This is a genomic window from Sphingobium sp. MP9-4 (genome assembly GCF_005281675.1).
GTDB lineage: Bacteria > Pseudomonadota > Alphaproteobacteria > Sphingomonadales > Sphingomonadaceae > Sphingobium > Sphingobium yanoikuyae.
This window is the reverse complement of the sequence record NZ_LUFI01000038.1, coordinates 140,509-167,355: the sequence shown is the minus strand read 5'-3', so window position 1 is coordinate 167,355 and position 26,847 is coordinate 140,509. Positions and strand designations below refer to the sequence as shown.

Sequence of the window (26,847 nt, the reverse complement as noted above, 5' to 3'; positions counted from 1 at the left end):
TCGGTATGCGTCGCCCGATCAGGCAGCGATATCGTAAGGACGGATCTCGCCGGTCAGATAGAGGTTGCGTGCCTTGGACCGGCTGAGCTTGCCGGAGCTGGTGCGCGGCAGGGTGCGCGGCGGCACCAGTTCGACGACGCAGTTCATGCCGGTGATGGCGCGAACCCGCTCGCGAATCTGGTCGCGCAGACGCGAACGCTCCTCATTGTCGGAGGTGCGGCAATGGACCAGCACCGCCGGCGCTTCCTCGCCGCCCGGCGTGGTGATCGCGAAGGCGGCAATATCGCCCTGCTTGAAGCCCGGCAGCTGCTCCACGGCCCATTCGATATCCTGGGGCCAGTGATTTTTGCCGTTGATGATGATCATGTCCTTGGCGCGACCGACAATGTAGAGATAGCCATCGGACAGATAGCCCATGTCGCCCGTGTCCAGCCAGCCATCCGCCATGCAGGCCTCGGTCGCTTCGGGATCCCGGAAATAGCCGACCATCAGCGAGGGGCCGGTGGTCCAGACCTTGCCGATCTGGCGCTCGTTCATCAGGCCGCCATCCTCGTCGCGGATCTCGACGATCATGTCCTTGGCGGGCTTGCCGCAATTGACGATCGAGCGGAAACGTTGCGGACGGCCTTCCGGTGCGGCACCGCCCGACAGGTCGGTTTCCTCCACCAGTTCGACGATGATGCCTTCGCCCGGCGGCATGATAGTGACCGCCAGGGTCGCTTCGGCCAGGCCATAGCTCGGCAGGAACGCCTTGGGGCTGAAGCCGGCATCGCCAAACGCATCGACGAAGCTCTGCATCACGTCGGGGCGAATCATGTCAGCGCCATTGCCGGCCAGGCGCCAGCGCGACAGGTCGAAACGGTCAGCAGCCTTGGTCTGGCTCGACATGCGACGCGCGCAGATGTCGTAGCCGAAGGTCGGCGAATAGCTGATCGAGGTGCCTTCATTGCGGCTGATCAGGTCCAGCCAGGCCAACGGACGACGGGCGAAATCCTCGGTCTTCATATAGTCGGTCGACACCTGATTGGCGACGACCGACAGGAAGCAGCCGACCAGGCCCATGTCATGATACCAGGGCAGCCAGCTGATGCAGCGATCGCTTTCCTGCACTTCCATGCCATGGCTGTGCGCCGACAGGTTGGACAGCAGCGCATGGTGCGTCACGGCGACGCCATGGGGGAAGCGGGTCGAACCGCTCGAATATTGCAGATAGGCGATTTCCTCGCCCTTGGCCTGCGGCAGGTCGCAGGCGATCGCTTCGCGGGCGATGAAATCCTCGAAGGCGATGCTCTCGACCGACTTCTGCCGACCGGATTCGCCCGCCATGTCCTCCAGTTCCTTGGGGAAGAGGAACAGCATCGGGTCACAGCTCGACAACTGGACATTGAGCTGGTCGATATAGCTTTCCTTGCCGCCAAAGCTGGTCGGCAGCGGCAGCGGCACAGGCCAGGCGCCGGCATAGACGATGCCGAAGAACAGCATGGCGAAGTCGGCGCCGGTTTCAGCGACCAGGGCGACGCGGTCCTCGGGCTTCACGCCATGGGCGATCAGGCGATGGGCACAGGCGATCGCGTCCTCGCGCAGTTCGCTGAACGGATAGGGCCGCGCCAGATTGCCGCGCGCATCATGGAAATTGAGACCGCGCTTGCCCTGCGCCGCATAATCCAACGCTTCGCCCAACGTCTCGAAATCGGAGAAGCGGCGCGGAAGAACATCGTTGGTCGGCGTAGGTGCCATCATAATCTGCGAACCCGTCATATTGGTGTCACCCAATGTCATATCTGTCATATTCCGGCGGCCGCTATCAGTTTTGACGTCGACTTGCACCGGATAGTTTCAATCCAGCCTGTGCTTCTAGACCATAAGGCGCGGTAAAATTCCGGCCCGACTGTGGCATAAAGATGGCGCTTAGCGCATGATGGCGCACAATGCACGACCGGTCATGACCAGCAAACGCCCGCCCCGCCCCCTGGACGAAGACGCCTTGCGCGAATTGGCGCTGCGCTATGTCGGCCGGTTCGCGACCAGCCGCGGCAAGCTGCTCGCCTATCTTGCGCGCAAATTGCGCGAGCGCGGATGGGGCGGGGAAGCGCCGGCCGATCCCGAAGCGCTGGTCGCCCGCTTTGCAGAACTGGGCTATGTCGACGACAGCAGCTTTGCCCTGATGAAGAGCGCCGCCCTTGGCCGGCGCGGCTATGGCGCCCGCCGCGTCACCGAAACGCTGCGCGCCGCCGGCATAGAGGAGGCCGATCGTGGTGCCGCCGATGCCCAGGCACAGGCTGATCGCTGGGCGGCTGCCGACCGATTCGCCCGACGCAAGCGGATCGGCCCCTATGCAATGCAGGCGCCCGATCCCAAGGGACGGGAAAAGGCGATCGCCGCCTTCCTGCGCGCCGGCCATGATTATGCCCTGGCCCGGCGCTGGGTCGATGCAGCACCCGGCGACTTCCCCGACGCGGAGGATTGAGGGTTAATTCTCTCCCGCACCTCCCCGAAACCCGCTAGGCAGGATCGCATGCCCCTTACCCGACTGCTTTTCGCCGCCGCCCTGCCCGCGCTGCTCCTGGCCTGTTCTGCCAAGCCCGATGCCGCAAATGACAGCGGCAATGTCCAGGCCGCCGCGCCACAGGGCGCGCTGCTCCCCCTCGTCATCCACACGGCGAAGGGCGCGCATCGCTTCGACGTGGAAGTCGCCCGGACCGAAGCGGAGCAGGAACAGGGGCTGATGTTCCGCAAGGCGCTGGATGCCGACAAGGGCATGCTGTTCCCGATGGAGCCGCCGCGCACCGCCAGCTTCTGGATGAAGAACACGGTCATCCCGCTCGACATGCTGTTCATCCATACCGACGGCACGATCGCCTTCATCGGCGCCAATGTCGCCCCTTATTCGCGCGAGCCGGTGTCCGCCGGCGTGCCGGTGGTGGCGGTGCTGGAACTGCGCGGCGGCCGCGCCGCGGAACTGGGCATCAAGGAAGGCGACCGCCTATCCTGGGGCAAATGCGCAACAACCGAAGGCAAGAGCGCGATCGACCTCGATTTCTGCCCGACAACCGCCCGTTAGGGCCATATCGTCCTTGCCCACGTCAATCCCAGCGGCTAAGCGCATCGGCCATGGGTATCCTGGCAAACATCTTCACCTGGTGGAATGGCGCCACCTTCGGCACCTGGCTCTTCACGGCTCGCAAGGGCACGAAAGTGGGCGAGGACCATCAGGGCAATGTCTATTATGAAGGCGGCATCGATCCGAACGGCCTGACGCGCCGCTGGGTGATGTATAACGGCGCCAATGATTCGAGCCGCGTGCCGGCCGAATGGCATGGCTGGCTGCACCACTCGATCGAGGGCACGCCCGAAAGTTTCCTGCCGCCACCGCGCATCTGGGAAAAGGAATTCACCCCCAACGCGACCGGCACCGCCAACGCCTACCGTCCCTCAGGCGCGCTCGAAAAGGGCGGCCAGCGCCAGAAGGCGACCGGCGATTACGAGGCATGGAGCCCCGACGCGGCATGATTCGGCGTCCGGCGGGGGGATTCCCGCCGATCCTGCTTGGCGCGCCGCTTCTGGGGTGCGCGCTGCTGGCGGCCTGCGGTCGCAATGATGCGCCAGAAGCGAATCAGAGCGGCCCGGTGAAGATCGAGGGCCAGCCTATCCGCAACGCGGACGAGGCCAGCCTGTCCGGCACGCCGATGGCCGAGCGCACCGCCGTGATCGGCCTGCTCAACAAGCGCAACGGCCTGACCCGCGACCTGACGATGAAGCCCGGCGAGGCGTTGCGCGTCGGCGACGCCATCGTCCGCCTGCAGGCATGCGAGACCACGGCCCCCTGGGAGAATGTGCAGGAAACCGGCGCCTTCGTGCAGCTGGACGTGCGCAGCAGTTCCGACGGCAAGTGGCGCCGCAATTTTTCCGGCTGGCTGTTCCGCGAACGGCCCGACCGCAATGTCGTCCAGCACCCGGTCTATGACGTCTGGGTCAAGAGCTGCACGATGGAATGGCCCGAAAGCGGTCCTGCCACGGTCAAGCTGGGCGACAAGGGCAAGGTGCCTGCCGCCGCATCGCCGGCCAGCGGTGCAAACGCCAGTTCGGCCGCCGAGCCCGAACCGGCCGACAGCACCGCGTCGCCCGCTCCCAGCGGCACGTCGCCGACGGCAACGCCCAACAACTGAAGATAGTCGCGCTGGCTGATTTCCTGCGCGCCCATGCTGCGCAGATGATCGGTCATGAACTGGCAGTCAAGCAGGCTGAAGCCGCCAAAACGCATCCGCGCCACCAGCCAGGCCAGCGCCACCTTTGACGCATCGGTGCGGCGCGACACCATGGACTCGCCGAAAAAGGCACCACCCAGCGCCACGCCATAGAGGCCGCCGACCAGTTCATCCCCGTCCCAGCATTCGATCGAATGGGCAAAACCCAGTTCGTGGAGATGGCGATAGGCGCGCTCGATCGGGCCATTGATCCAGGTCGATGGACGATCCGGCGCAGCTTCCGCACATAGGGCGACGATGCCGGCAAAGGCGCGGTTGGCGGTGACGCGAAACCTGTCCTGCCGGATCGTCTTTGACAGCGAACGTGACAGGTGAAGGCCATCGAGCGGCAGGATCGCCCGCCTTTTGGGCTCGACCCAATAGACATCGTCCGCCTGCCGGTCGTCGGACATCGGGAACACGCCGATGGCATAGGCCTGCAGCAGCAACAGCGGATCGATCGTCATCGATTCAAGGGTCTAGCCAATGTCGAACCCGCCCGCCAGCCGCGATTGACTTGATCCGTCGCCCTCCTAGTCTCCCGCGCCATGATATCCCTCCGCCTCGCAGCCCTGCCGCTGCTCCTCGCCACCGTCGCTCTCCCCTTCGCCGCCTCGGCCGCGCCCGCATCCGATCCCTATGCCGCGCGAATCGCCAAGGTGCTGAAGGCCACCCCGCTGATCGACGGCCATAATGACTGGCCCGAAGCGATGGCCGGCAAGGCCGGGGACGCCCGCTGGACCATGCCGCTCGACCGGCTCGACCCCAGCCAATATCATACCGACATCACCCGCCTGCGTGCCGGGCAGATGGGCGGGCAATTCTGGTCCGTCTGGGTGTCGGCCGACCTGCCCGAACTGCAGCAGGTGAAGGACACGGTCGAGCAGATCGAACTGGTCCACAGCCTCGCCCGCCGCTACCCGCAGGACTTCACCCTCGCCACCACCGCTGCCGAGGTTCGCGCCGCGCACAAGTCCGGGCGGATCGCGTCGATGATCGGGGTCGAGGGCGGCGGCCAGATCGACGGCAGCCTGGCCGTGCTGCGCGCCTATCATGACCTTGGCGCCGGCTATCTGACGCTGACCCACAGCCGGACCATCGCCTGGGCCGACAGCGCCACCGACAATCCGCAGCATGACGGCCTCACCCCGTTCGGCGAGGCGGTGGTGCATGAACTCAACCGCCTGGGCATGCTGGTCGACCTCGCCCATGTCAGCGAAGGCGTGATGCTGGACGCACTGAAGATCAGCAAGGCACCGATCATCTTCTCCCATTCCAGCGCGCGCGCGCTGTGCAACACGCCGCGCAACGTGTCCGACGCGATCCTGCAGCAGGTCGCGGCCAATGGCGGCGTGGTCATGGTCAATTTCGCGCCGCAATATGTGTCGGAGGCCCGCCGGGTCTGGAGCGCGGCGCGCAGCGCGGAAATGGCCCGCTATAACGCTCCGCCCTTTGGCGGCCTTTATATCGGTGATCCCGAGGGCGCGAAGAAGGCGCTGGCGGAATGGGAAAAGGCCAATCCCGAACCGGTAGTCACCCTGTCGATGGTCGCCGACCATATCGACCATATCGCCAAGGTTGCGGGCGTCGACCATGTCGGCATCGGCAGCGATTTCGACGGCGTGGGATCGCTGCCCCAGGGGCTGGGCAGCGTCGCCACCTATCCCGCGCTGCTGGCCGAACTGATGCGCCGCGGCTGGAGCGATGCCGACATCGCCAAGCTGGCCGGCGAGAATGTGCTGCGCGTCATGGCGGCGGCCGAGAAGGTTGCAGAGGGGATGAAAGGCGAGCCGATCGGCAATGGCACCGTCGCCTCGCTGGACGGCGCCAAGCCCGCAACAAAGGAATAGAGCCTGATTCACGCCATCGCTGGAAGCGCGGAGCGCTTCCAGCTCAAACGATCAGGCTCTAACTGACCGCCGGCTCCAGCAACCGGATCGTGCCCGCGTCCGCATCGATTTCGGCGCGGGCGCCGACCGGCAGGCTGAACTGGTTGGCGATATGACCGAACAGCGCGCCCTGGAAAGCAGGAATGCCGAGCGGCGCCAGATGCTGCTGCAGCACTTCCGACAGGGTGAAGCCGCCATAGGACACGCCGGTGGCCGTGCAGCTGGTGCATTGGCCGAAAACGAAGCCGGCAAGCTTTGGCAATATGCCCGCCAGCGACAATTGGGTCAGCATCCGGTCAATGCGATATTCCGCCTCGTTGGTTTCCTCCACGAACAGGATCGCGCCGGTGAAATCGGGCAACCAGGGCGTGCCCATCAGCGCCGTCAGCACGGTGAGATTGCCACCCAGCAGCCGCCCGTTCGCCTTGCCGCCGCCAAAGGTACGGATGCGGCCGCTGCGCGGCACCAGCCGATCCTCCGTCCCCACCGGATTGACATAGGTCGGCGTTGCCCCGTCAAACGCCACCGCGCGGAAGCTGTCCCAGCTGAGCTTGCCCCAGCCGCTGGCGGCATTGGGGCCGTGGATGGTGGTGAAGCCGGCGCGGGCCGCAAAGGCCAGGTGCAGCGCCGTGATATCGGAAAAACCGGTCAACAGCTTGGGATTGGCGCGGATCGTCTTGAAGTCGAGATAGGGCAGCATGCGCGCGCAGCCCCAGCCGCCGCGCACCGCAAACACCGCCTTCACCTCCGGGTCGGCATACATGGCGTTGATGTCGGCGGCGCGGTCGGCATCCTTGCCCGCCAGATAGCCATAGCGCTCGACCAGATGCGGCGCGGCCTTGGGCTTGAGCCCCATCGCCCGGATCGTCTCCTTGACCAGGTCCAGGTCGAAGGCGTCATCGGTAAAGCCCGCCGGCTCCACTAGGCCGACCACATCCCCTTCACGCAGGCGCGGCGGCCGGATCAGCCCGCCCGGCGCCGCTGCCGAAACCGAGGGCATGCCCGCCGCGACCACAGCACCACTTATGCCGGCCAGCAACCCACGACGATCCATCATGCAAAAACGCTCCCATCCTTGTGGCGATAGACCCCACCGGACAGGTGCAGATCGATATCGGGATAATGGCAATCACTGACAGACGGACGGCCAAAGGCAAGGAAGACGCAATCCGTATCGCTTTCATTGAGCAGATGATGGCCATCCGCCACGCCCTTGGGGAAGGCCGCCATGTCGCCCGGTGCCATCGGCGTGCGCCCGCCCTCCTCGACCAGCACCGCCTCGCCCGACAGCAGGACGACAAATTCGTCCTCGCCCTCATGCCAGTGGCGTTGCGATGAGGCTGCGCCGGGTTTCAGCACGACATGGCTGACGCCGAAATCGCCAAGACCCGTCGCCGGGGCCAGCCGGCGATAGTAACGACCGGCCACCGCCAGCGCATGATCGCCCGGATAGCCGGTGGCATTGCTTTGTGGAATGGCGGCAAGATCGATCTTCGGCATGGCCCCTCTCCTCTGCGCTGGTCAAGAAAGTCGGCTTTCGCTAACGCTGCCCCATGACCAAGACCAGCACCAATCACGACGCCCTGGCCCTGGCCGAGCGCCTGCTCGCCTGCCCCTCCGTCACCCCGGCCGTCGGCGATGTCTTCGCCGAGCTGGAAGCGATGCTGGTTCCGCTGGGCTTCACCGTAGACCGTTTCGTCAGCGGCGTCGCACCCGACGGCCCGGTCGAAAATCTGCTCGCCTGGCGCACCACCGGCGCCGGCCCGCATTTCGCCTTTGCCGGCCATCTCGACGTCGTTCCGCCCGGCCATGGCTGGGCCAGCGATCCTTTCACCCCGGTGGTGCGCGGCGACCTGCTCTATGGCCGCGGCGCAGTCGACATGAAGGGCGCGATCGCCGCCTTCGTCGCGGCGCTGCACGAATTGCCCGACAGCCTGCCCGGCACGATCAGCCTGATCATCACCGGTGACGAGGAAGGCCCGGCCACCTATGGCACGCTGGCGCTGATGGACCGAATGGTCGCCCATGGCCTGCACCCGGACATGTGCCTGGTTGGCGAACCGACCTCCTCGGCCCGGCTGGGCGACGTGGTGAAGATCGGCCGGCGCGGGTCGGTCAACATGTGGATCAAGGTGGCGGGCACGCAGGGCCATGTCGCCTATCCGCACCTGGCCGACAATCCGATCCCGGCGCTAGTCCGCATCCTCGCCAAAGTGGATGCCGAAGTGCTGGACGAGGGCACCGACTGGTTCCAGCCCAGCAATATCGAGATCACCGACCTGGAAGTCGGCAACCCGGCCCATAATGTCATCCCGGCGGCGGCAACGGCGCGCATCTCGATCCGCTTCAACGACCAGCATAGCGGCGCGTCGCTGATCGATCGGATCAGCGCGATCGCGGCGAGCGAGGGCGGCAGCGTGGAGGCCAAGATCAGCGGCGAGCCCTTCCTGACGCAGCCGGGCACGCTGTCCACCCTGATCAGCGATGCGATCCGCGACGTGACGGGCCTCGACACCGAATTGTCGACCACCGGCGGCACGTCGGACGCGCGCTTCCTCTCGCGCCTCTGCCCGGTCGCCGAATTCGGCCTCAACAATGCGACGATGCACAAGCTGGACGAGGCCGTCGCGATCGCCGACCTGCACGACCTGACCCGCATTTACCGGCTGATCACGGAGCGGGCGTTGCGCGGCTGAAACCGGTTTACGACGCGACAGTCCGAAGTTCACAGTGTCGTGAGGCTGTTTTGGGCCATTTGCGCCTGAAACGCCACGCCAACGCGTCTGTGACGCGACAGTTGAGCGCCACGGACGCGACACCAGGGTCATGCTGACGCACCATTGACGCTACGATGAAACGACAGTGAAGCGACAGCCACGCGCCAGCGGCGCATCGGCCGATGCCGGATCAGGAAGCGTTGGCCTCTGCATCCGACAGGATAGATCATAAAAGCCCGCAGTAGGACAATCTGTCCGATGTCATGATGGGGTGGTTTCCTGCCATTCCACTAACGTCATGCTGAACTTGTTTCAGCATCTATCAGGCCCAACAAGCCATTGGTCTGCTGGGAGGAATGGACCCTGAAACAAGTTCAGGGTGACGATGATGGTGAGGGCGGCTTATGGTCGTTAGCAGCCATCAATCCCTGATGCCCGTTCCGCTTCCCAAGCGATCTATGATATGGGTGACGCCCATGTCGGCGGTGACATTGCCGACGGTGCGGAAAATGTCCGGCACGGTTTCGACAGCCAGCAGCAGCGGCAGCGCCTCGACCGGGACGCCCATGGCGAGGCAGATCGGGCCGGTGGTGGTGAAGAAGGTGATCTGGCTCGGCAGGCCGACGGCCGCCAGACTGACGATCGCGGCGACCACAACGCCCAGCATGATCTGCACCGGGCCGAGCGCTACCCCGTTCATCGCCGCCACATAGAGGGCAACGCCGAGATTGGCCGGCGGGCTGGTGATACGGAACAGCGAGATGGCGAGCGGCAGGACGATCGACCGGGTGCTTTCGCGTATTTCGAGCGGCCCGTCGCTGGCCGCAATCATCGCCGGCAACGAGGCGATCGAGCTTTGCGTCGAAAAGGCGATGAGTTGGGCCGGCAAGGCCGCACGGGCGAAGCGGCCGGGCGCAATCCGGCCAAGCAGGATCACCAACGGATAGACCAGCGCCGTCACAGCCAGACAAATGAGGACGATGAAGCCGATATAGTGGAGCAGCGCACCGGCAGTCGCGAGACCGGAGCGGCTGCCCGCGACCAGCGCCAGCGCAAAGACGCCGACCGGCGCGAGCCAGAGCACCCAGCCGACCATGACCAGCAATGTGTCCACCAGCGCGGCGAGAAAGCCGCTCAGGGCGATACGCCGATCCTCTGCTACACGGGTCACGGCAAAACCGAAAACCAGGGCGAACAGGACGACGGCGACCACCTGCCCTTCCGCCGCACTATGGATCGGGTTGGCCGGGATGAAACCGAGCAGCCATTCGGCCGAGGGGCGTATGCCGGGCACGTCCGTCGCCGGGCCGGCACCAGCGAGCGCGCCAACGGCGCCGGCCGGGACCGGCCAGAGCTGGAGCAGCAGAGGGCCAAGCAATGCGGCGACGCTGGCCGAGCCAAGCAGCAGCAGGGCGAAGAGAAGGAGGGTGCGTGCCGCCGTGCCGCTGGTCCGCGCGGTGGTCGCGGCAGAGGCCACGCCCGTGACCAACAGGGCGAAGATCAGCGGGATGAGCGGCATCTGAAGCCCGTTCAGCCAGGCCTTGCCGACCGGCTGCGCGATATCAACCACCGCCGCGTCGAGCTCGCCGCCATATTCGGACAAGGCGATACCCGCCACCAGCCCCGCGACCAGCGCGATCAATATCCGTATCGTCAACGACATGCCCGTCCCCCGCATCTTGACGGCATCGCTCCCCTTCCTGCCAGCCTAAGATGTTGCAGGCAAAAAGAAAGCCCGGCGATCGCAGGGATCGCCGGGCAATTTTGGTCTGGCTGGGAGCCGACCGTATCTTGACTGCTCAGCCCTTCTTTTCGGGCGGCAGGGTGATCTTCACATCCTCGCCATTCTGGCCGGGGAAATTGGTGAACATCGCGTCGATCAGATTGGGCACCAGATAGGTCAGCTTGTTGGACAACGACTGGGCGCTGGCCTTGCCCTCGAACAGGCGCAGATTGTCGGCCGCACGATCGATCTTCATGCTGAGATCGCTGGTGTAGACGGTGTAGCTCGACACGTCGTTGAAGCCAGCACCGCCGAACAGCCAGGGATCATAGAAGCCATAGCCCCAGGGGCGACCCCAGCGGCCATAGCCCCAGCCACCACCGAAATAGGGGCTCGGGCCGAAACCACCGGTCGAGCGCACACGCTCACGGCCATTGTCGACATCATAGGCGACACGCACGATGAGGTCGGCCTTGGCCGGATCGCCAGCGGCGACATAGCCGGTCTGGGTCAGGCGTTGCCCGACCATCTGGGCATAATGGGAAAATTCGAGCCCACCGGCGAGCTTGGGATCGTCGGCAACGATCGTGTAGCTCTGCCCTGCGGGTGCGGGGAGCTGCTGGAAACGGGCGACGTCCGCCTTGAACGACGTGGCGCAGCCGGACAGGGCCACCAACGCCAGCGCGGGCGCTGCGAAAAGGCCGATCTTGCTGAAAGCTTTCATTTTTTCGCGTCCTGAATCAGGCGGATGCCTGTTAGTCTTCTTGCGCCCTGCTCTAGCAAAACGCAACTGAACATCGTTTGAACGCACCAACCCGTCGATTGGACGCAAGCCATGTCCGCACATCCATGACGCCATGTCGCAGAACGATCCGTCAAACCACTGGAAAAGAGTGACAGACTGTTGCAGGAAAGCCGCATGAAGCATGCCTTTCTCACCCTGCCGCTGTTCGCTCCCTTGCTGATAGCAGCCGCGTCTTCGCCCACGCCAACCGGAAATCCGGGCGACCGGGTCACGTCCGAAGATTATCCGGCAACGGCACTGCGCGAGGGACAGGAGGGAGTTACTGCCTTTTTGCTGGACATCGACAAGAATGGCGTGCCGGTAAAATGCACGATCAGTTCCAGCAGCGGCGCCGCCACACTGGATCAGGCCACCTGCGACCTACTCATAGCTCGCGCCCGTTTTACGCCTGCGCGCGACACGAACGGCAAGCCCCTAGTCGGAAGCTACAGCAACAAGATCAACTGGCGGATACCGGAGTCCGATGGCAGCGCATCGGACTGCGTCGCGACGATCAACGACAAGCCGATGCCGGAACAACATTGCGCAACGCAAATTCTCAGTCGGCGTTATCCGATCCAGCGGGACAGCGCCGGCAATCCCGTGCGCAAGAAGATGCGCATGGCGATGACATTCGAAACGATCGAAGAAGGTAAGTGACGGGCGCAGTTCGCGCCCGTCCTTCCAGTTGGCTCAGCGCATCAGACCCATGGCATCATAGGCGGCGCGCAGGGTCGGTTCGGCCGCCGCCGCCGCCTTGGCCGCGCCCTTGTCGAGGATCGCATCAAGCGCGGCATCGTCGGTGCGCAGTTCCACGAAACGCTCGCGCATCGGCCGCAGCGTTTCGACCAGCAACTCGCCCAGCGCCGGCTTGAACGCGCCAAAGCCCTTGCCCGCGAACTGCGCGCAGACTGCGTCAGGCGTGCTGTTCGACAGGGTGGCGTAAATGCCGACCAGGTTGGTCGCTTCCGGACGACCGGCCAGACCCTCCGCCGTTTCGGGCAGCGGCTCGGGATCGGTCTTGGCCTTCTTCACCTTGGTCATGATCGCATCATCCTCGTCGGTTAGGTTGATGCGGCTCATATCCGAAGGATCGGACTTGGACATTTTCGCCGTGCCGTCGCGCAGCGACATGATGCGCGCAGATTCCTTGGGGATGATCGGCGCCGGCAGGGTGAAGACATCGACGCCGAAATCGGTGTTGAACTTGGTGGCGATATCGCGCGACAGCTCGAGATGCTGCTTCTGGTCCTCGCCCACGGGAACATGGGTCGCCTGATAGAGCAGGATGTCGGCCGCCTGCAGCACCGGATAGACGAACAGGCCGACCGACGCACCCTCGCGATCCTTGCCCGCCTTGTCCTTGAACTGGGTCATCCGGTTGAGCCAGCCAATCCGCGCGGTGCCATTCAAGAGCCAGGCGAGTTCGGCATGGGCCGGTACGCGCGCCTGGTTGAAGAGGACCGAGCGATCGGGATCGATGCCCGAGGCAACCAGGGCGGCGGCCATGTCGCGCACGTTGCGGATGCGCTGCTCGCGCCCTTCATGCACGGTGATCGAGTGCATGTCGGCGAGGAAGAAGAAGCACTGGCTGCCTTCATCCATCTCGTCCTGCATCTTCACCCAGTTGCGGATCGCGCCAAGGTAGTTGCCAAGGTGCAGATTGCCGGTGGGCTGGATGCCGGAAAGGACGCGCATTACTCTAATCCATTCTGTTGATTATGTGGTGCCTCGCCGCCGCATCAGCGCCTTGAGGTCGGATAGGCGATAGGCGCCGGTGACGAAGCATGCCAGCCCGTACAGCGCGACGCCCGCGCCGACAAGCAGGGCAAGGCCGATATAGCGGCTGACCATCGTGCCCGAGAGCATCGGATCGAGCAGATCCTCTCCCGCCCAGAGCGCAACGCCCATGACGACCGCCGCCACGGCGAGGCGCGGGATGCGGCGGCGCAGTTGCGGGTCTGCCGTAAAATGCCCACGCGCGACCAAGGTGCGATAGAGCATCGCGACATTGACGGTGGAGGAGAGCGCGGTGGCGAGCGGCGGGCCGATATGGCCAAGCGTGGGGATCATCGCGAGATTGCCGACGATATTGATGGCGATCGACAACATCGCATAGCGCACCGGCGTCTTCGTATCGCCGCGCGCATAATAGCCCGGCGTCAGCACCTTCACGAGCACATAGCTGGGCAGGCCGATCGAGAAGGCGGAGAGTGCCCAGCCGCAGCGCATCGCATCCTCGGCGCTGAAGCGGCCATATTGGAACAGGCCGCGCACGATAGGTTCGGCCACGGTGATGAAGGCGACGGTCGCCGGCAGGGTCAGGAACAGGGCGAGTTCGATGCCCCGGTTCTGCGTCTCCATCGCCGCCTGATCCTCGCCCTTCGACAACATGCGCGAGATGGTGGGGAGGAGGATGGTGCCCAGACCGATGCCGATCAGGCCGAGCGGCAACTGATTCAACCGATCGGCATAATAGATATAGGTGATCGAGCCCGAGGCGAGCAGCCAGCCCGACAGGGCGGTGGAGATCAGCAGGTTGATCTGCGACGCGCCGGCGCCGGCAGCGGCCGGCACGATCAGGCGCAGCAGCTCGCGCACGTCGGCGTCGAGGCGCGGACGCTTCAATTTCATCGAGACGCCGGCCCGCTTGCAGGCCCAGATCAGCCAGAGCAGTTGCAGCGCGCCGCCAACCGTGACCGACATCGCCTGTACCCGTGCGGTTTCATATTCGTCGGCGCCGTGGAAGAACCACAGGCCGGCGATCATCGCGACGTTGAGCAGGATCGGTGCGGCCGCATTGACCCAGAATTTGTCGAGCGAGTTCAAGATGCCGCCCAGCAAAGAGGCCAGGCTGATCAGCGCCAGATAGGGAATGGTGATGCGCGACAAAGTGACGGCGAAGGCGAACTGATCCGGCGTCGGATTCTGGCGCGAGAAGCCGCCCGACAACGCCCAGGTGATCGGCCAGGCGGCCGCCAGCAGGACGATCGTGAACAGGATCAGGACCGGCAGCAGCACCGCCAGCGCACGCTCGGCAAAATGATAGCCGTCGGCCATGCCGCCCGGCCCGGCCGCCTTTTTGTTGAACAGCGGGATGAAGGCGGCGGAAAAGGCGCCTTCGGCAAAGAGGGCGCGGAACATGTTGGGCAGGCGGAAGGCGACGCCGTTGAAAGCATCCGACGCGAAGCCGGCGCCGACATAACGGGCCGCGAGCGAATCGCGCACCAGCGCGAGCACCCGGCTGGCGAGCGTCAGCCCGCCGACCGAGCCAAGGGCCTTCACCAATTTCATGCGGCGGCTCTCCATGCCGTTCGGGCTTCGACGGGCTCAGCCCGAACGGGAATCAGGAGCATGATGCAATCAGGCGTGGCCGGCGGGTTCGCCCGTGGTTACCTGCATCTGTTCGGCCTGCTGCAGATAGAGCGCACCGAAATCGATCGGATCGAGCAGCAGCGGCGGGAAGCCGCCGTCGCGGATCGCGTCGGCCAGTACGCGGCGCGCGAAGGGGAAGACGAGGCGCGGCGCTTCGGCCAGCATGAAGGGCTGAATCTGGTCCTCGGGCACGTTGCGCATGCCGAACAGGGCCGCATAGACCAGTTCGACGGCAAAGGCGGTGCCCTGCGGCGCGACAGCCTTGACCTCGATCTTCAGGGCGATTTCCAGCACTTCGTCACCGACGCGGTCGGCGCCGATGTTGAACTGGACGTCGATCTGGGGCTGGTCCTGCCACTGATAGACGGCCGGAGCGTTCGGATTTTCGAACGACAGATCCTTCACATATTGGCTGATCAGCGCGATCTGCGGCGCGGTGTCGGCGCCATTGCCGGTCACGTTGGTCTGGATGGTGTCGGCTTCGTCGGCCATTGTCCTCAAATCCTTGCTGATCGTTCGTTGCTCGAAGGGCCGGAACAGCCCGCCATATCGATCCGCGCGCTTAGCAGTGGCGAAAGATCAGGGCAATGCCGCCCGACAGGAAGCAACGTCGGCCAATTGCTGCGCATTACAGGGCAAGCCGATATTTGAAGTATCGTGCAAACATGCCTATGTTGATGGAACATCATCCCGAACAAAGGGTATTTGCCTCCGTGTACGTGATCGTCATCCTCGCCATGATTGCCGGCTTCCTGGCACTGCGGCTCTATTCCGTTCTTGGAAAGCGGACGGGCCATGAGCAGGAGCCTGCGCTGCGTCCGGCGGAGGAACGCGCCAAGGTGGGCGGCTTGCAGCCCCGCCCGATGCCGGAAGCGACGGGCGATTCGGTTCGCCTGGCCGAAGGCCTCATTACCCCGGCAGGCGAAGCCGGCGTGCGCGCGCTGATCAGTGCCGATCGCAGCTTCGACGTGCCGCAGTTCGTCGAGGGCGCCAAGAGCGCCTACAAGATGGTGCTGGAAGCCTTCTGGCGCGGTGATCGCGACGAACTGGCCTGGCTGTGCGATGCCGATGTTCTCGGCTCCTTCGAGGAAGCGATCGCGGCGCGCGAAGCGGAAGGCCATTTGCTCGACAACCGCCTGGTACGGATCGAGAAGGCACAGATCGTCGATGCCAGCGTCAATGGCCGCATCGCTGAAGTCTCGCTGCGGTTCGAGGCAGACATTGCCGCCGTCACCCGCGACAAGGACGGCAATGTCATCGCCGGGTCGCTGACCGACGCTGTCGGCACCAACGATATCTGGACCTTCACCCGCGACATCCGCAGCGCGGATCCCAACTGGAAGCTCAGCGAAACCGACGAGGCAGCGTGAGCCTGCGTCATTCGGGGGGGGCGCTGCTTGCGGCGCTGATGCTGTCCGCCTGCGCGGGCGGCGTAATTCCGCCATCGGCCAGCGGCCCTGCACCAAGCCGGCCGAACGGTAGCGGCGAAGGCGCGACCCGGCCGGTTCCTGCCACGCCCCGCCCCACCCTGCCGCCCAAATTGCCGACCGTATCGCCGAGCGACCTGTCCACGGAGCAGGCCAATGCCGCCGGCCTGGGCGTCACGCCCGGCCCCGACATTGCCAGCCTGATCCCGTCCGGCGAGCGCGCCCGCGCCGCTCTCCAGGCCTTTCGCATTTCCTGTCCGACGCTGATGAAGCGCACCGACCAGAGCGGCCTCACGCGCGGATCGGACTGGAACAGCGCATGCAGCGCGGCGTCGAGCTGGCCCGAAGCGACCGCCGCCGAATTTTTCTCCCGCTATTTCGAGGCGGTGCAGGTGGGCGAGGGCAAGGCCTTCGTCACCGGCTATTATGAGCCGGAAATCGCCGGGTCGCGCACCCGCCAGCCCGGCTATCAGGTGCCGATCTATCGCCGCCCGGCGGAACTGATCGACGTCAACCTCGGCCTGTTCAGCGACAGCCTGAAGGGCCGCACCATCCGCGGCAAGGTGCAGGGCAGCAATTTCGTGCCGTTCGACGAGCGATCGCAGATCGTCGACGGATCGCTCGCCGGGCGCGGGCTGGAGCTGGCCTGGGCCGCCGACCCGGTCGAATTCTTCTTCCTGCAGGTCCAGGGCAGCGGCCGGCTGACCCTGCCCAACGGCGGCGTGATGCGCATCGGCTATGATGGGCAGAATGGGCGCGACTATACCGGCATCGGCAAGCTGATGAAGGATCGCGGCCTGATTCAGGCCGGGTCGATGCAGGACATCATGCAATATCTGCGCGCCCACCCCGCTGAGGGCGCGGCGATCATGAACGAGAATAAGAGCTTCGTCTTCTTCCGTGAATTGACCGGCGCGGGACCGATCGGCGCGCTGGGCGTACCGGTTACGGCCGAGGCGACGGTGGCGGCCGATCCCAAATATATTCCACTGGGCGCCCCTGTCCTGCTGTCGCTGGACCGGGCCGAACCCAATGGCATCTGGATCGCCCAGGATACCGGCGGCGCGATCAAGGGCGCCAATCGGTTCGACAGTTTCTGGGGGGCAGGCGACCGCGCGCGCGGCATTGCCGGCGGCATGTCCGCTCGGGGCAGCGCACTGATATTGCTGCCGATCGGGTCCGCCGCACGGCTGGCGCGCCCGTGATCGCGCGCCATGCGACGCCGGACCCTATCTTCTGAAGAGCAGGCGCTCTGGGGCGCATTGACGCGCTCGGTCCGGCCGCTGCGGCCGGGGCTGATCCGTCCGCCCCTGCCCGTTGTCGCCCCGGTGCCGATCCCGGAAACAAGGTTAACGCCGCAGCCTGCCAAGGCGGTGCCGATCACCCCCGCCCGCACGCCAGCGGCCGTACTCGACACTGGCTGGGAAAAGCGAATCCGTAGCGGCAACATCGCCCCCGACATGTCGATCGATCTGCACGGCCATAATCTGGCCGGTGCCCATGTCAGGCTTAATCAGGCGCTGGCGGCAGCGATTGCCCGTGATGTCCGGGTGCTGCTGGTCGTGACCGGCAAGCCGCCAAAAGCCAGCAGCCACGGGGATTCGAGCCGGCGCGGCGCGATCCGGGGCGAGATCGGCCACTGGCTGGAGACCAGCCCCTATGCCGATCGCATCGCCAGCGTGCGCATCGCCCATCCCCGTCATGGCGGCGACGGCGCCATCTACCTGATCCTGCGCCGCAAAAAATGACGCAATTTGCGCAGCCACTGACCTTTTCTTAACCACTGTCCTTCATATCCGCCTGATCCAGCAGCACCGATTATCGGGGGCTTTGAGCAGGCAGGGAGGCACATGCAGGGCGTGACAGTGAAAAGCCGCGCTGCTGCCTTTGCCTGTGCGGCCGGCGCGCTCGTCTTCATCCTGTCGCTGCTATTGGGCCATGGTGCGGCCGACGATCTGGTCGATGTCGGCCGATCCCTGATCATCGCGATCCTGTGCGGCACGATGAGTTGGGCATCGGCCCAGCGCACCATCGCCGCCACCGCAAGCGCCATCGATACCGCGACGGAGCGGCTGCTGGCCGCCGCTCATGGCGATCTTCATTCCCATGTCCCCGCCGAGATCGGACTGGAACTGCCCGACCTGTCGGTGGCGATGGAAAGCCTGTTCAGCCAGGTCCGCACCAATCTGGACCATGTCCAGACGCTGGCGCTGTTCGACCAGGTGACCGGCCTTGCCAACCGCACCAGCTTCTGCCGGCAGGTCGAACGCCTGCTCGTCGAGCGTGACGGTGCGGGACCGGCCGCCTTGTTCTTCATCGACCTGGACGGATTCAAGGCGGTCAACGATACGCTGGGCCATGCGGCCGGCGACCAGTTGCTGGCGCGCGTAGCAGGTCGCCTGCGCGAAGTGGTGATGGCCCAGGTCAGCGCAGGCCTGGGCGACGCCGTGATCGGCCGCTTGGCCGGCGACGAGTTCACCATGTTCTTCCCTACCCTGCCCAATCGCGATGCGGCTTCACGCATCGCGCGTGCCATCCAGTTCGCGCTGGGCGAACGATTCGAACTGGGCAGCCAGCATGTCGATCTGGGCGCGTCGATCGGTATCGCCTGCTACCCCGACCATGGCGACAGCCTGTCCGCGCTGCTGCGATCGGCCGACATCGCCATGTATCATGCCAAGCATGAAGGCCGGGGTCGCGCCGAGATGTTCACCGCCGAACTGGCGCTGGAAGCGGCGGACCGGGCCGAACTGGAACGCGACCTGTTGCTGGGGCTGGAGCGCGACGAATTCCTGCTGGAATTTCAGCCACAGATCGAAATGAGCCATGGCGGCGTGGCCCATGCGGTCACGGCCGAGGCGCTGGTGCGCTGGGTCCATCCCGAACGCGCGCTCATCATGCCCGGCGCCTTCGTGCCGGTTGCCGAGGAAAGCGGCATGATCGTCGCGCTGGGCGACTGGGTCATGAGCCGGGTATGCGAGACCGCTGCGCGCTGGGCGCGATCGGGCGTGCATCAGCGAATCGCGATCAATATTTCGACTCGTGAACTGGCGCAGGCCGATTTCTTCCTGCGCCTGCGCCACGCCATGGCGACGCACCAGACCCCACCGCCCATGCTGGAGCTGGAGATCACCGAATCGCTGGCAATGGACATGGACGAGCGCGTGTTGGGACAGCTCAGCGCGCTGCGACAGGATGGAGTGCGAATCGCCATCGACGATTTCGGCACCGGCTATTCCAATCTGGCCCGGCTGCGTGAATTGCCGGTCGACCGGGTGAAGATAGACCGCAGCCTGGTGCGCGACATCGCGACCTCCGCAGAGGCGCGGACGATCTGCAGCGCGGTCGTCGGTCTGATTCAGGGCCTTGGCATGGAAGTGGTGATCGAAGGGGTCGAGACGCAGGCGCAGATGGACATGCTGCGCGTCATCGGCTGCACCCTGTTCCAAGGCTATCACCTCGCCAGGCCGATGGGCGAGGCGCAATATCTGGATCGATATGCCGCCGCGCCCACCGTCGAACCGACGGAACGACGCAGCCTCTAAGCCGGACGATTCAGGGCAGGCGTCGGGCCGACAGGATCTTCACCACCGGCTCCAGCATCTGCCCCTTCATCACGCCATTGCCGGCGGTGGGCGATTTCGGACCGGCCTGGATGGCCTTCACGATATCCAGCCCCTCGACCACATGCGCGAAAACGGCAAAGCCCTGATTGTCGCCGGCCGATTCGGGATGCGCGTCCATCGCCGGCATCTTGCCCAGCACGATGAAGAAATCCCCGGTCGCGCTGCCCGGTGCATAGCGCGCCATCGACAGCGCGCCATCATCATGGGTGAGGCCCGTCTGGCTCGTCGGCTCATGCTTGATCGGCGGCAGGACGCGCTTGGGGTCATTCTGTGTCCCGCCCTGGATGAAGCCGTAATCCGGGCCGCCGACGGCCCGATAGAAGACGGTGCCGTCGAACCGCTTCTGGTCGACATAGCGCAGGAAATTACCGGCCGTGACCGGTGCCTTATCGGGATGCAGCGCCACCACGATGCGTCCGGCACTCGTATCGAGCGCCACCCGCACATCGCTTGACGCAACGGGCGTTGGAGACTGGGCCAGCAGCGGACCGGAGGCCAGCGCGGCAAGGAGGAACAGGGCCAGGGTGCGGATCATGGCATCAAGCCTAGTCCAACCACCCTGCCCTGTCAGCCCATGGAGTCAGCCATGGTTGAGGCTGCTGTCAGCCTTCCAGCTGGCGCATCAGGGCGCGGACGTCGGCGTCCATGTCCGGATGGCTTTCGCGCAGCTTCTCGATCGTGCGCACCGCGTGAATCACCGTGCTATGATCACGACCGCCAAAGGTGCGGCCGATTTCCGGCAGCGAGCGCGGCGTCATCTTCTTCGAGATATACATCGCCACCTGACGCGGCCGCGCGACGGCGCGCGCACGGCGCTTCGACTTCATTTCCGACAGGTCGATCTTGAAATGCGCGGCACAGGCCTTCTGGATCTCGTCGATGGTCAGGCGACGCACATTGGCGCGCACTGCATCGGCGAGCATGGTCTGGGCAAATTCCAGATCGATCGAGCGACCGGTCAGCTGGCCATAGGCCACCAGCTTGTTGAAGGCGCCTTCCAGTTCGCGCACGTTCGAGCGGATCGAACGGGCAAGGAAGTCAATCACCGCATCGGGCACCGGCGGATCGCCGGCATGGGCGCGGCGCGCCTCCAGAATCGCAAGGCGCAGGTCGAGCCCCGCCGGACGGATATCGGCGACCAGGCCGCCTGCCAGACGCGACAGGATGCGCGGATCAATGCCGTCCAGCATCTGCGGCGCGCGGTCGGCGGTCACGACGATCCGGGCACCGGTATCGATCAGGTCGTTGATCGTGTGGAGGAATTCTTCCTGGGTCGAGCCCTTGCCGGCGATGAACTGGATATCGTCGATCAGCAGCAGGCGCGCGGCGCGCAGGCGGGCCTTGAACGCCATCGTCTCGTTCGAGCGCATCGCATTGACGAACTCGACCATGAAGCGTTCGGCCGACATGTAGAGCACCGGTGCGCTCGGCGAATGGGCCGAGAAGGCCCGTGCGATCGAGTGCAGCAGGTGCGTCTTGCCCTGACCGGTACCGCCATGGATGAAGAGCGGCGTGAAGCGGGGCTCCGCCTCCCCCGCCATCGCCAGCGCCGCCGAATAGGCGAGCTGGTTGGTTTCACCCGGAACGAACTGGTCGAAGGCGTGGCGCGGCTGGAAATTGCAGGCGACGGTCGGCGCAGCGGCAACGATCGCCGGCGCCGTCACGGCTGCGGCCACGTCGCGCTTCACCTCCAGCAGGCGCGGACCCGACGAATCGGGCGCACGGCGCAGGCGCACTTCACGCACGCCAGCGCCCGAGCAGCGCCAGGCCATGCGCAGGCGATCGCCAAACTGGCCGGAAACAAAATTCGCGCTGAAATCCGACGCAAAATGGAGATCCAGCGTCTGCGAATCGGGGCAATAGTCACCCAGGCGCGCAGGCTTCAACCATTGGTCGAACATGCGCGCGCCGATGTCGCGGCGCAGACCGGTGCGGATGGTCGTCCAGGCGGATTCCAGGCGGGCCATATCTGCCGCTGCCTCTCCGTCCTGAATTCCAAGCACCGCCGCATTATCCTTCATTGAATGCTGCCCCCAAAATACCAACAAAAATGCCCCTGAGGGCACGACTATCGGACGCAACAAGATGGTTCGGAAAAGCGCCCCCGCCTTTCCGAGTCTGATACATCGACTGACATTATGACGACCGCCAGGAAGTGATTCGATCAGCGGCCGGAGGATCAAAATAGACAGGGCCGCTTCGCCGGATCAAGGGCGGGTCGCTTCAAAAAACTGAAATAAAGACGTTGACTCGGGAATCCCGCGGAAAACTGCAGATTCACAAATTATGGCTATTTTTCAGTGAATTACTTGGCAGCGATTCTGACGATCCGGCTCGAATCGTGAGAAATTCGCGGGTCAGGGAAATGACTATTCCGTGACTCCAGCAGAAAAAGCCCGCTCCGGCGATCCGGAGCGGGCTTTTCAGATAAGCGGGTAGCTTAACGTAAGGCTTAGGCGATCGCGCCGACGGCCTTGGTCAGGCGACCGAACTTACGAGCGGCGGTGTTCTTGTGCAAAACGCCACGGGCAACGCCGCGGGCCAGTTCGGGCTGGACAGTCTGAAGCGCGGTCGCAGCAGCATCCTTGTCACCGGCGAGGATGGCGGCTTCCACCTTCTTCACCAGGGTGCGGATCCGGCTGATGCGGGCGCCATTGATCGCGGCGCGACGCTCATTGCGACGGATGCGCTTCTTGGCTTGCGGCGTATTGGCCATTCTATTCCTCGGTTCTCATCAAATCTCGGGAAGAGGCCCGTCGGATTCGCCAACCAGCCTCGTGAAGGTGCGCCCCTTACAGCTGTTCCGGGGTGTCGTCAACCAGCGAGCCCCCCGCTATTTCTGGCATTTGGGGCAATGGAAGGTCGATCGCCCCCCATCGACTCGGCGTTGCACGGTGCCGCCACAGGGACAAATCTGCCCTTCGCGCCCATAGACTCGCCATTGATTGGAGAAATAGCCCAATTCGCCATCCGGCCGCGCATAATCGCGCAGGGTGGAACCGCCGGCGACGATGGCGGCGGACAGAACGGTACGAATCGCTTCTACCAGCAAAGTGAGTCGGGGCTTCGATATGCGCCCTGCCGCTCGAGTCGGGGCGATGCCCGCCATGTTCAGCGCTTCGCATACATAGATATTGCCCAGCCCCGCGACGATGCGCTGGTCGAGCAGCGCCGCCTTGATCGACGTCGCCTTGCCATCCAGCACCTTCGCCAGATAGGCCGCGTCGAAATCCGGCCCCAATGGCTCCGGCCCCATGCGGGTGAAGGGGGCATAGCCCTGCCAGGCGTCACTGCGCACCAGATCCAGCGAGCCGAAGCGGCGCGGGTCGTTGAGCGAGAGAAGATGCCCGTTGCCCGTCTCCAGCAACAGATGGTCATGCGCCCCGATTTCCGCCGGATCGATTCGCCATCGCCCCGACATGCCGAGGTGGAAAATCATCATGTCGCCGCGATCGGTTTCGATGAGGCCATATTTGGCCCGGCGCGACAGTCCCGTGACGGTGGCGCCGGTCATACGCTGACGCAGGTCCACCGGAATCGGGAAGCGCAGATCGGCGCGGCGTGGCTCGACCCGTGTGAGGGTCGCGCCCTGCAGGACGGATCGCAGGCCGGAAACGGTGGTTTCGACTTCGGGAAGCTCTGGCATGGTCCCTATGTAGGATGCCGGATAGCGGAGCGACAGGGGCGTTTACGCCCAACTCCCAACCCATGCCTTCGCGCCGGATTGGCGCTGAAACTGCGCAATCATACAAGAGCGGGATTCGCCGCATCGCGTAAGCGCGCATAGCGCTTCCATCTGGCACGATCAGGCTCTAGAGCGAACCGCATGAGCGAAACAGCATCCTTCGGCTATCGCGACGTCGATGCCGCCGAGAAGGCCGGCATGGTCCGCGCCGTATTTTCCAATGTCGCCGCCAAATATGACCTGATGAACGACGCCATGTCGGGCGGCGCCCATCGGTTGTGGAAGGATCAGTTCGTCAAGCGCGTGAAGCCGCAGCCGGGCGAACAGATATTGGACATGGCCGGCGGCACCGGTGACATCGCCTTTCGCATGCACAAGCTGGGCGCGCATATCACCGTGTCCGACATCAACCCCGAGATGCTGGCCGTGGGCGTCGAACGGGCACAGAAGAAGGGCTATGAGGGCCTGATCTGGTCGGAGCAGAATGCCGAAACGCTGACCTTTGGCGACCGGGAGTTCGACGCCTATACGATCGCCTTCGGCATCCGGAACGTCACCCATATCGACATGGCGCTGCGTGAGGCGCACCGCGTGCTGAAGTTTGGCGGCCGTTTCTTCTGCCTGGAATTTTCGACCACCACCTGGCCGGGCTTTTCCGATGTCTATGACAGCTATTCGCACAAGCTGGTGCCGCAGTTGGGCAAGCTGTTCGCCAATGATGCCGACAGCTATCGCTATCTGATCGAATCGATCCGCCGCTTCCCGCCCATGCCCAAGTTCGAGGGCATGATCCGCGATGCCGGCTTCGTGAACACCAAGGTCGAGCCGATCCTGGGCGGACTGGTGGCGATTCATTCGGGCTGGAAGATCTGACGCCCGCATGACCACCCACGCGACTCATATCTGGCGGCTCCTGAAATGGGGCCGGACACTTGCACGCCATGGCGCCCTCACTGGCATAGAACGCGATCCGCTGACGCCGACGCCGGTGCGCCGGCTGGTCCGCCTGGCCCGCTTCGGCGCGCGCGTGCCCAAGCAGCCACGCTATGCCGACGCGTTCCAGTCGATCGGCCCGGCCGCGATCAAGCTGGGCCAGACGCTGGCGACCCGCCCCGACCTGGTCGGCGAGGAGGCGGCGAACGACCTGCTGCGCTTACAGGACGCCCTGCCCCCGGTGCCGTTCGAGACGATCCGCGCCCAGATCGAGCAGAGCTTCGGCCGGCCGCTGGAGCAGGTCTATGCCCACTTCGACGAGACACCGGTCGGCGCCGCATCGATCGCACAGGTGCATCGCGCCGTCACCACCGATGGCCGCGACGTGGCGGTCAAGGTGATCCGCCCCGGCGTGATCGATCAGTTCAACCGCGACATCCAGACCTATGAATGGGCCGCCGCCCATGTCGAGATGCTGGGCGGCGAAGTGGCCCGCCTGCGTCCGCGTCTGGTGATCGCCAATATGAAGCGCTGGACCGCGCGGGAGCTGGACCTGCGGCGCGAGGCGGCATCGGCATCGGAACTGGCCGAGGCGATGGAAGCGATGCCGGGCTATCGCATTCCCGCCATCGACTGGGATCGCACGACCGGCAAGGTCATGACGATGGAGTGGATCGACGGCATCAAGATCTCCGATCGCGATGCGCTGATCGCCGCCGGCCATGACCTCAAGGACATCGCCGCGCGGCTGGTCAACGCCTTCCTGCGCCAGGCGATCGCCGAGGGTTTCTTCCACGCGGACATGCATCAGGGCAATTTGTTCGTGAAGGGCAATGGCGACATCGTCGCGATCGATTTCGGCATCATGGGGCGGATCGATCGGCGCGCGCGCATGTGGCTGGCCGAGATTCTCTATGGCCTGATCACCGGCAACTACAAACGCGTCGCCGAAATCCATTTCGAGGCGCAATATGTGCCCGGCCATCATAATGTCGACGAGTTCGCCACCGCCTTGCGCGCCGTGGGCGAGCCGATGCGCGGCAAGCCGGCCAGCGAACTGTCGGTCGGCGGCATGCTGGACGGCCTGTTCGCCATCACCCGCGATTTCGACATGCAGACCCAGCCGCATCTGCTGCTGCTGCAGAAGACGATGGTGATGGTCGAGGGCGTCGCGCATCAGCTCGATCCCGAAATCAACATGTGGGAGACGAGCGGCCCCTATGTGAAGGAATGGCTGCGCACCGAATTGCGGCCGGAAGCCAAGGCGGCCGATGCGCTGATCGAGAATTGGCGCCTGATCCAGCGGCTGCCAGCACTGGTCCGCCGGATCGAGGATGCCTTCCCCGAAAAGGGCGGTGCCCCGCCACCGCTCCCGCTGGGCGACGTAAAGTTGATCCAGGTGGGCGGCGGCTGGCGCTATGGGCTGATCGCGCTGCTGGCCGCGGCGATCGGCGCCGGGGCGATGGCCGCGGCCACGACTTTCCTATGAAGTCACAGGGTTAAGAGCCGGACGGATCATTCTTGTCGTCGTCCGGCCTCTTGCCAAAGCCGCGCATACGCCACACCACCAGCGAAGCCGCAACAATGACGCCTGCTAGCGCCAACAGTCATCCGCGCAGGCTTTCGAGCAGGCCAGTCGTATCCTTGATATCGTCCTTGGCGGTCTGAATCTTCTCGGCCCGGACTTCCCGGTCGGTGACATGGACGCTGACTGCGATCGGCGCGCTCTGATAGAGTTTGAGCCGGGTCGCATGGCCCTCCCCATCCTGGGCGAAAGTCTCGATCCGAACCTGCAATGTCTGATCGCCCGCGCGGGTCGGGGTGACATCCCATTCCCATTGTTCGCTGCCGCTCATCCCCAGATCGCGCTGAGGATCGCCGATCGGCACGATATCAAAGGCGCTGCCGCTAAGCGCGGCGCGCATGTAGCGACCGATACGGATCGGGGACACCTGAACATCGGCCGGACGGCCGCCGGCAGCGCGTATCGTCTCGCTCCGTTCAGCCTGCGCGCCTATGGCCAGCACGACTCGGGTGGCAGCACCGCGCATCATCATGCGCGGTGGATTGAAGGCGGCAACCCCTTGCTCCAACGAATCACGCTGGGCGGCGAGTGCCGCGCAGCGCGCGGCTGGCATGGCTGCGCGCGCGGCGGGGCACCAGGGATCATCCGCCGTACCACCAGCCGCATTGCCCGGCTCAACCGATCCGCCGCCATAAACGGGGCCGCCAGTATCCGGACTGACGGCATTGCCGGGCATGATGTCGGCCGCGTTCATCGCATTGTCGAGCGCATCTTCGGGGATCGCTCCGGGCATGGGGGCCGCCGCATTTTCGACATCGGACGATGCGCTCTCGCCCTGCATCGGCGCGCTGTTGCAACCCGCCAGCCCCAGCATCACCGCCATCGTCAACAGCCGTCCGCCCATCATCCCAGCCCCCAG

26 protein-coding genes and 1 pseudogene are annotated in these 26,847 nt (G+C 64.8%); 13 read left to right on the top strand and 14 right to left on the bottom strand.

Going from position 1 to position 26,847, the window contains the following annotated elements; all coding sequences use genetic code 11:
• Positions 1–18 precede the first annotated feature (18 nt).
• Positions 19–1,779: a fatty acyl-AMP ligase gene (locus tag A0U87_RS13420; RefSeq protein WP_048936421.1), complete on the bottom strand. Its 1,761-nt coding sequence runs from the start codon at positions 1,777–1,779 to the stop codon at positions 19–21.
• Between the two features lie 163 nt (positions 1,780–1,942).
• Between A0U87_RS13420 and A0U87_RS13415 the strand changes: the two genes are divergently transcribed.
• From A0U87_RS13415 to A0U87_RS27120, 4 genes and pseudogenes are all read left to right on the top strand, one after another.
• Positions 1,943–2,467: a RecX family transcriptional regulator gene (locus tag A0U87_RS13415; RefSeq protein ID WP_048936466.1), complete on the top strand. Its 525-nt coding sequence runs from the start codon at positions 1,943–1,945 to the stop codon at positions 2,465–2,467.
• Between the two features lie 48 nt (positions 2,468–2,515).
• Positions 2,516–3,061, top strand: coding sequence for a DUF192 domain-containing protein (locus tag A0U87_RS13410; protein WP_048936420.1), 546 nt, complete (start codon positions 2,516–2,518; stop codon positions 3,059–3,061).
• Positions 3,062–3,111: 50 nt separating this feature from the next.
• Complete coding sequence (locus tag A0U87_RS13405; protein ID WP_048936419.1) at positions 3,112–3,510, top strand: NADH:ubiquinone oxidoreductase subunit NDUFA12; 399 nt, start codon at positions 3,112–3,114, stop codon at positions 3,508–3,510.
• Positions 3,489–3,923: pseudogene (locus A0U87_RS27120) on the top strand (DUF2155 domain-containing protein); the annotation flags it as partial. The gene A0U87_RS13405 and the pseudogene A0U87_RS27120, both read left to right, overlap by 22 nt.
• Positions 3,924–3,958: 35 nt before the next feature.
• On the opposite strand, the gene aat reads toward A0U87_RS27120, so the two are convergent.
• Positions 3,959–4,711, bottom strand: coding sequence for a leucyl/phenylalanyl-tRNA--protein transferase (gene aat, locus A0U87_RS26750; protein WP_048936417.1), 753 nt, complete (start codon positions 4,709–4,711; stop codon positions 3,959–3,961).
• A gap of 81 nt (positions 4,712–4,792) precedes the next feature.
• On the opposite strand from aat, the gene A0U87_RS13390 reads away from it, so the two are divergent.
• On the top strand, positions 4,793–6,094 hold the full coding sequence (locus A0U87_RS13390; RefSeq protein WP_137405619.1) for a dipeptidase: 1,302 nt from the start codon (positions 4,793–4,795) through the stop codon (positions 6,092–6,094).
• A gap of 58 nt (positions 6,095–6,152) precedes the next feature.
• Here the strand turns inward: A0U87_RS13390 and A0U87_RS13385 are convergent, their stop codons facing one another.
• Together A0U87_RS13385 and A0U87_RS13380 are read right to left on the bottom strand one after the other, a co-directional pair.
• The gene (locus tag A0U87_RS13385; protein WP_170978398.1) at positions 6,153–7,190 is read right to left on the bottom strand and encodes an LD-carboxypeptidase; all 1,038 of its coding nucleotides are present in this window, start codon (positions 7,188–7,190) and stop codon (positions 6,153–6,155) included.
• On the bottom strand, positions 7,187–7,633 hold the full coding sequence (locus A0U87_RS13380; RefSeq protein WP_048936415.1) for a cupin domain-containing protein: 447 nt from the start codon (positions 7,631–7,633) through the stop codon (positions 7,187–7,189). Before A0U87_RS13380 ends, A0U87_RS13385 begins: the two co-directional genes overlap by 4 nt.
• 53 nt (positions 7,634–7,686) lie before the next feature.
• Between A0U87_RS13380 and dapE the strand changes: the two genes are divergently transcribed.
• Entirely contained in the window at positions 7,687–8,829 is a 1,143-nt protein-coding gene (dapE, locus tag A0U87_RS13375; RefSeq protein WP_048936414.1) for a succinyl-diaminopimelate desuccinylase, read from the top strand.
• 442 nt (positions 8,830–9,271) lie between these two features.
• Here the strand turns inward: dapE and A0U87_RS13370 are convergent, their stop codons facing one another.
• Both A0U87_RS13370 and A0U87_RS13365 read right to left on the bottom strand, forming a co-directional pair.
• Complete coding sequence (locus tag A0U87_RS13370; protein WP_048936413.1) at positions 9,272–10,513, bottom strand: cation:dicarboxylase symporter family transporter; 1,242 nt, start codon at positions 10,511–10,513, stop codon at positions 9,272–9,274.
• 136 nt (positions 10,514–10,649) lie between these two features.
• Positions 10,650–11,297, bottom strand: coding sequence for a DUF4136 domain-containing protein (locus tag A0U87_RS13365; RefSeq protein WP_004210337.1), 648 nt, complete (start codon positions 11,295–11,297; stop codon positions 10,650–10,652).
• Between the two features lie 195 nt (positions 11,298–11,492).
• Here A0U87_RS13365 and A0U87_RS13360 point away from each other — a divergent pair, with 195 nt between their 5' ends.
• Positions 11,493–12,017, top strand: coding sequence for an energy transducer TonB (locus A0U87_RS13360; RefSeq protein ID WP_137405618.1), 525 nt, complete (start codon positions 11,493–11,495; stop codon positions 12,015–12,017).
• Positions 12,018–12,050: 33 nt separating this feature from the next.
• On the opposite strand, the gene trpS is transcribed toward A0U87_RS13360, so the two are convergent.
• The 3 genes from trpS to secB all read right to left on the bottom strand — a co-directional run bounded on the left by trpS (position 12,051) and on the right by secB (position 15,224).
• Complete coding sequence (gene trpS, locus A0U87_RS13355; RefSeq protein WP_122927844.1) at positions 12,051–13,055, bottom strand: tryptophan--tRNA ligase; 1,005 nt, start codon at positions 13,053–13,055, stop codon at positions 12,051–12,053.
• Positions 13,056–13,076: 21 nt separating this feature from the next.
• Positions 13,077–14,651 (bottom strand): murein biosynthesis integral membrane protein MurJ, encoded by a 1,575-nt coding sequence (gene murJ, locus A0U87_RS13350; protein WP_048936463.1) that lies wholly within the window; start codon positions 14,649–14,651, stop codon positions 13,077–13,079.
• 69 nt (positions 14,652–14,720) lie between these two features.
• Positions 14,721–15,224 (bottom strand): protein-export chaperone SecB, encoded by a 504-nt coding sequence (gene secB, locus A0U87_RS13345; protein WP_048936411.1) that lies wholly within the window; start codon positions 15,222–15,224, stop codon positions 14,721–14,723.
• Between the two features lie 221 nt (positions 15,225–15,445).
• Between secB and A0U87_RS13340 the strand changes: the two genes are divergently transcribed.
• The 4 genes from A0U87_RS13340 (at position 15,446) to A0U87_RS13325 (ending at position 19,704) form a co-directional block, all read left to right on the top strand.
• Entirely contained in the window at positions 15,446–16,102 is a 657-nt protein-coding gene (locus A0U87_RS13340) for a Tim44/TimA family putative adaptor protein (protein ID WP_048936462.1), read from the top strand.
• Entirely contained in the window at positions 16,099–17,364 is a 1,266-nt protein-coding gene (locus A0U87_RS13335; protein ID WP_048936410.1) for a murein transglycosylase A, read from the top strand. The genes A0U87_RS13340 and A0U87_RS13335 overlap by 4 nt, the downstream gene beginning before the upstream one ends.
• A 9-nt stretch (positions 17,365–17,373) precedes the next feature.
• On the top strand, positions 17,374–17,907 hold the full coding sequence (locus A0U87_RS13330; protein ID WP_048936409.1) for a Smr/MutS family protein: 534 nt from the start codon (positions 17,374–17,376) through the stop codon (positions 17,905–17,907).
• Positions 17,908–18,009: 102 nt separating this feature from the next.
• Positions 18,010–19,704: an EAL domain-containing protein gene (locus A0U87_RS13325; RefSeq protein WP_048936408.1), complete on the top strand. Its 1,695-nt coding sequence runs from the start codon at positions 18,010–18,012 to the stop codon at positions 19,702–19,704.
• A gap of 10 nt (positions 19,705–19,714) precedes the next feature.
• Here A0U87_RS13325 and A0U87_RS13320 read toward each other — a convergent pair whose 3' ends face one another.
• The 4 genes from A0U87_RS13320 to mutM form a co-directional block, all read right to left on the bottom strand.
• Entirely contained in the window at positions 19,715–20,320 is a 606-nt protein-coding gene (locus A0U87_RS13320) for a peptidylprolyl isomerase (RefSeq protein ID WP_048936407.1), read from the bottom strand.
• A 67-nt stretch (positions 20,321–20,387) separates the two neighbouring features.
• Positions 20,388–21,806 carry a chromosomal replication initiator protein DnaA gene (gene dnaA / locus A0U87_RS13315; protein ID WP_004210320.1) on the bottom strand — a complete coding sequence of 473 codons (1,419 nt, stop codon included), beginning with the start codon at positions 21,804–21,806 and terminating at the stop codon, positions 20,388–20,390.
• A gap of 431 nt (positions 21,807–22,237) precedes the next feature.
• The gene (rpsT, locus tag A0U87_RS13310) at positions 22,238–22,501 is read right to left on the bottom strand and encodes a 30S ribosomal protein S20 (RefSeq protein ID WP_010335635.1); all 264 of its coding nucleotides are present in this window, start codon (positions 22,499–22,501) and stop codon (positions 22,238–22,240) included.
• A 117-nt stretch (positions 22,502–22,618) separates the two neighbouring features.
• On the bottom strand, positions 22,619–23,431 hold the full coding sequence (gene mutM, locus A0U87_RS13305; RefSeq protein ID WP_010335634.1) for a bifunctional DNA-formamidopyrimidine glycosylase/DNA-(apurinic or apyrimidinic site) lyase: 813 nt from the start codon (positions 23,429–23,431) through the stop codon (positions 22,619–22,621).
• Positions 23,432–23,611: 180 nt separating this feature from the next.
• Here mutM and A0U87_RS13300 point away from each other — a divergent pair, with 180 nt between their 5' ends.
• Both A0U87_RS13300 and ubiB read left to right on the top strand, forming a co-directional pair.
• The gene (locus A0U87_RS13300; protein ID WP_010335632.1) at positions 23,612–24,343 is read left to right on the top strand and encodes a class I SAM-dependent methyltransferase; all 732 of its coding nucleotides are present in this window, start codon (positions 23,612–23,614) and stop codon (positions 24,341–24,343) included.
• Between the two features lie 7 nt (positions 24,344–24,350).
• A complete protein-coding gene (ubiB, locus tag A0U87_RS13295) occupies positions 24,351–25,892 on the top strand; it encodes a 2-polyprenylphenol 6-hydroxylase (RefSeq protein ID WP_137405617.1) in 1,542 nt (513 codons plus the stop codon).
• A 118-nt stretch (positions 25,893–26,010) separates the two neighbouring features.
• On the opposite strand, the gene A0U87_RS13290 is transcribed toward ubiB, so the two are convergent.
• Positions 26,011–26,835, bottom strand: a complete 825-nt coding sequence (locus A0U87_RS13290) for a hypothetical protein (RefSeq protein WP_137405616.1) — start codon at positions 26,833–26,835, stop codon at positions 26,011–26,013.
• Between the last annotated feature and the right edge of the window lie 12 nt (positions 26,836–26,847).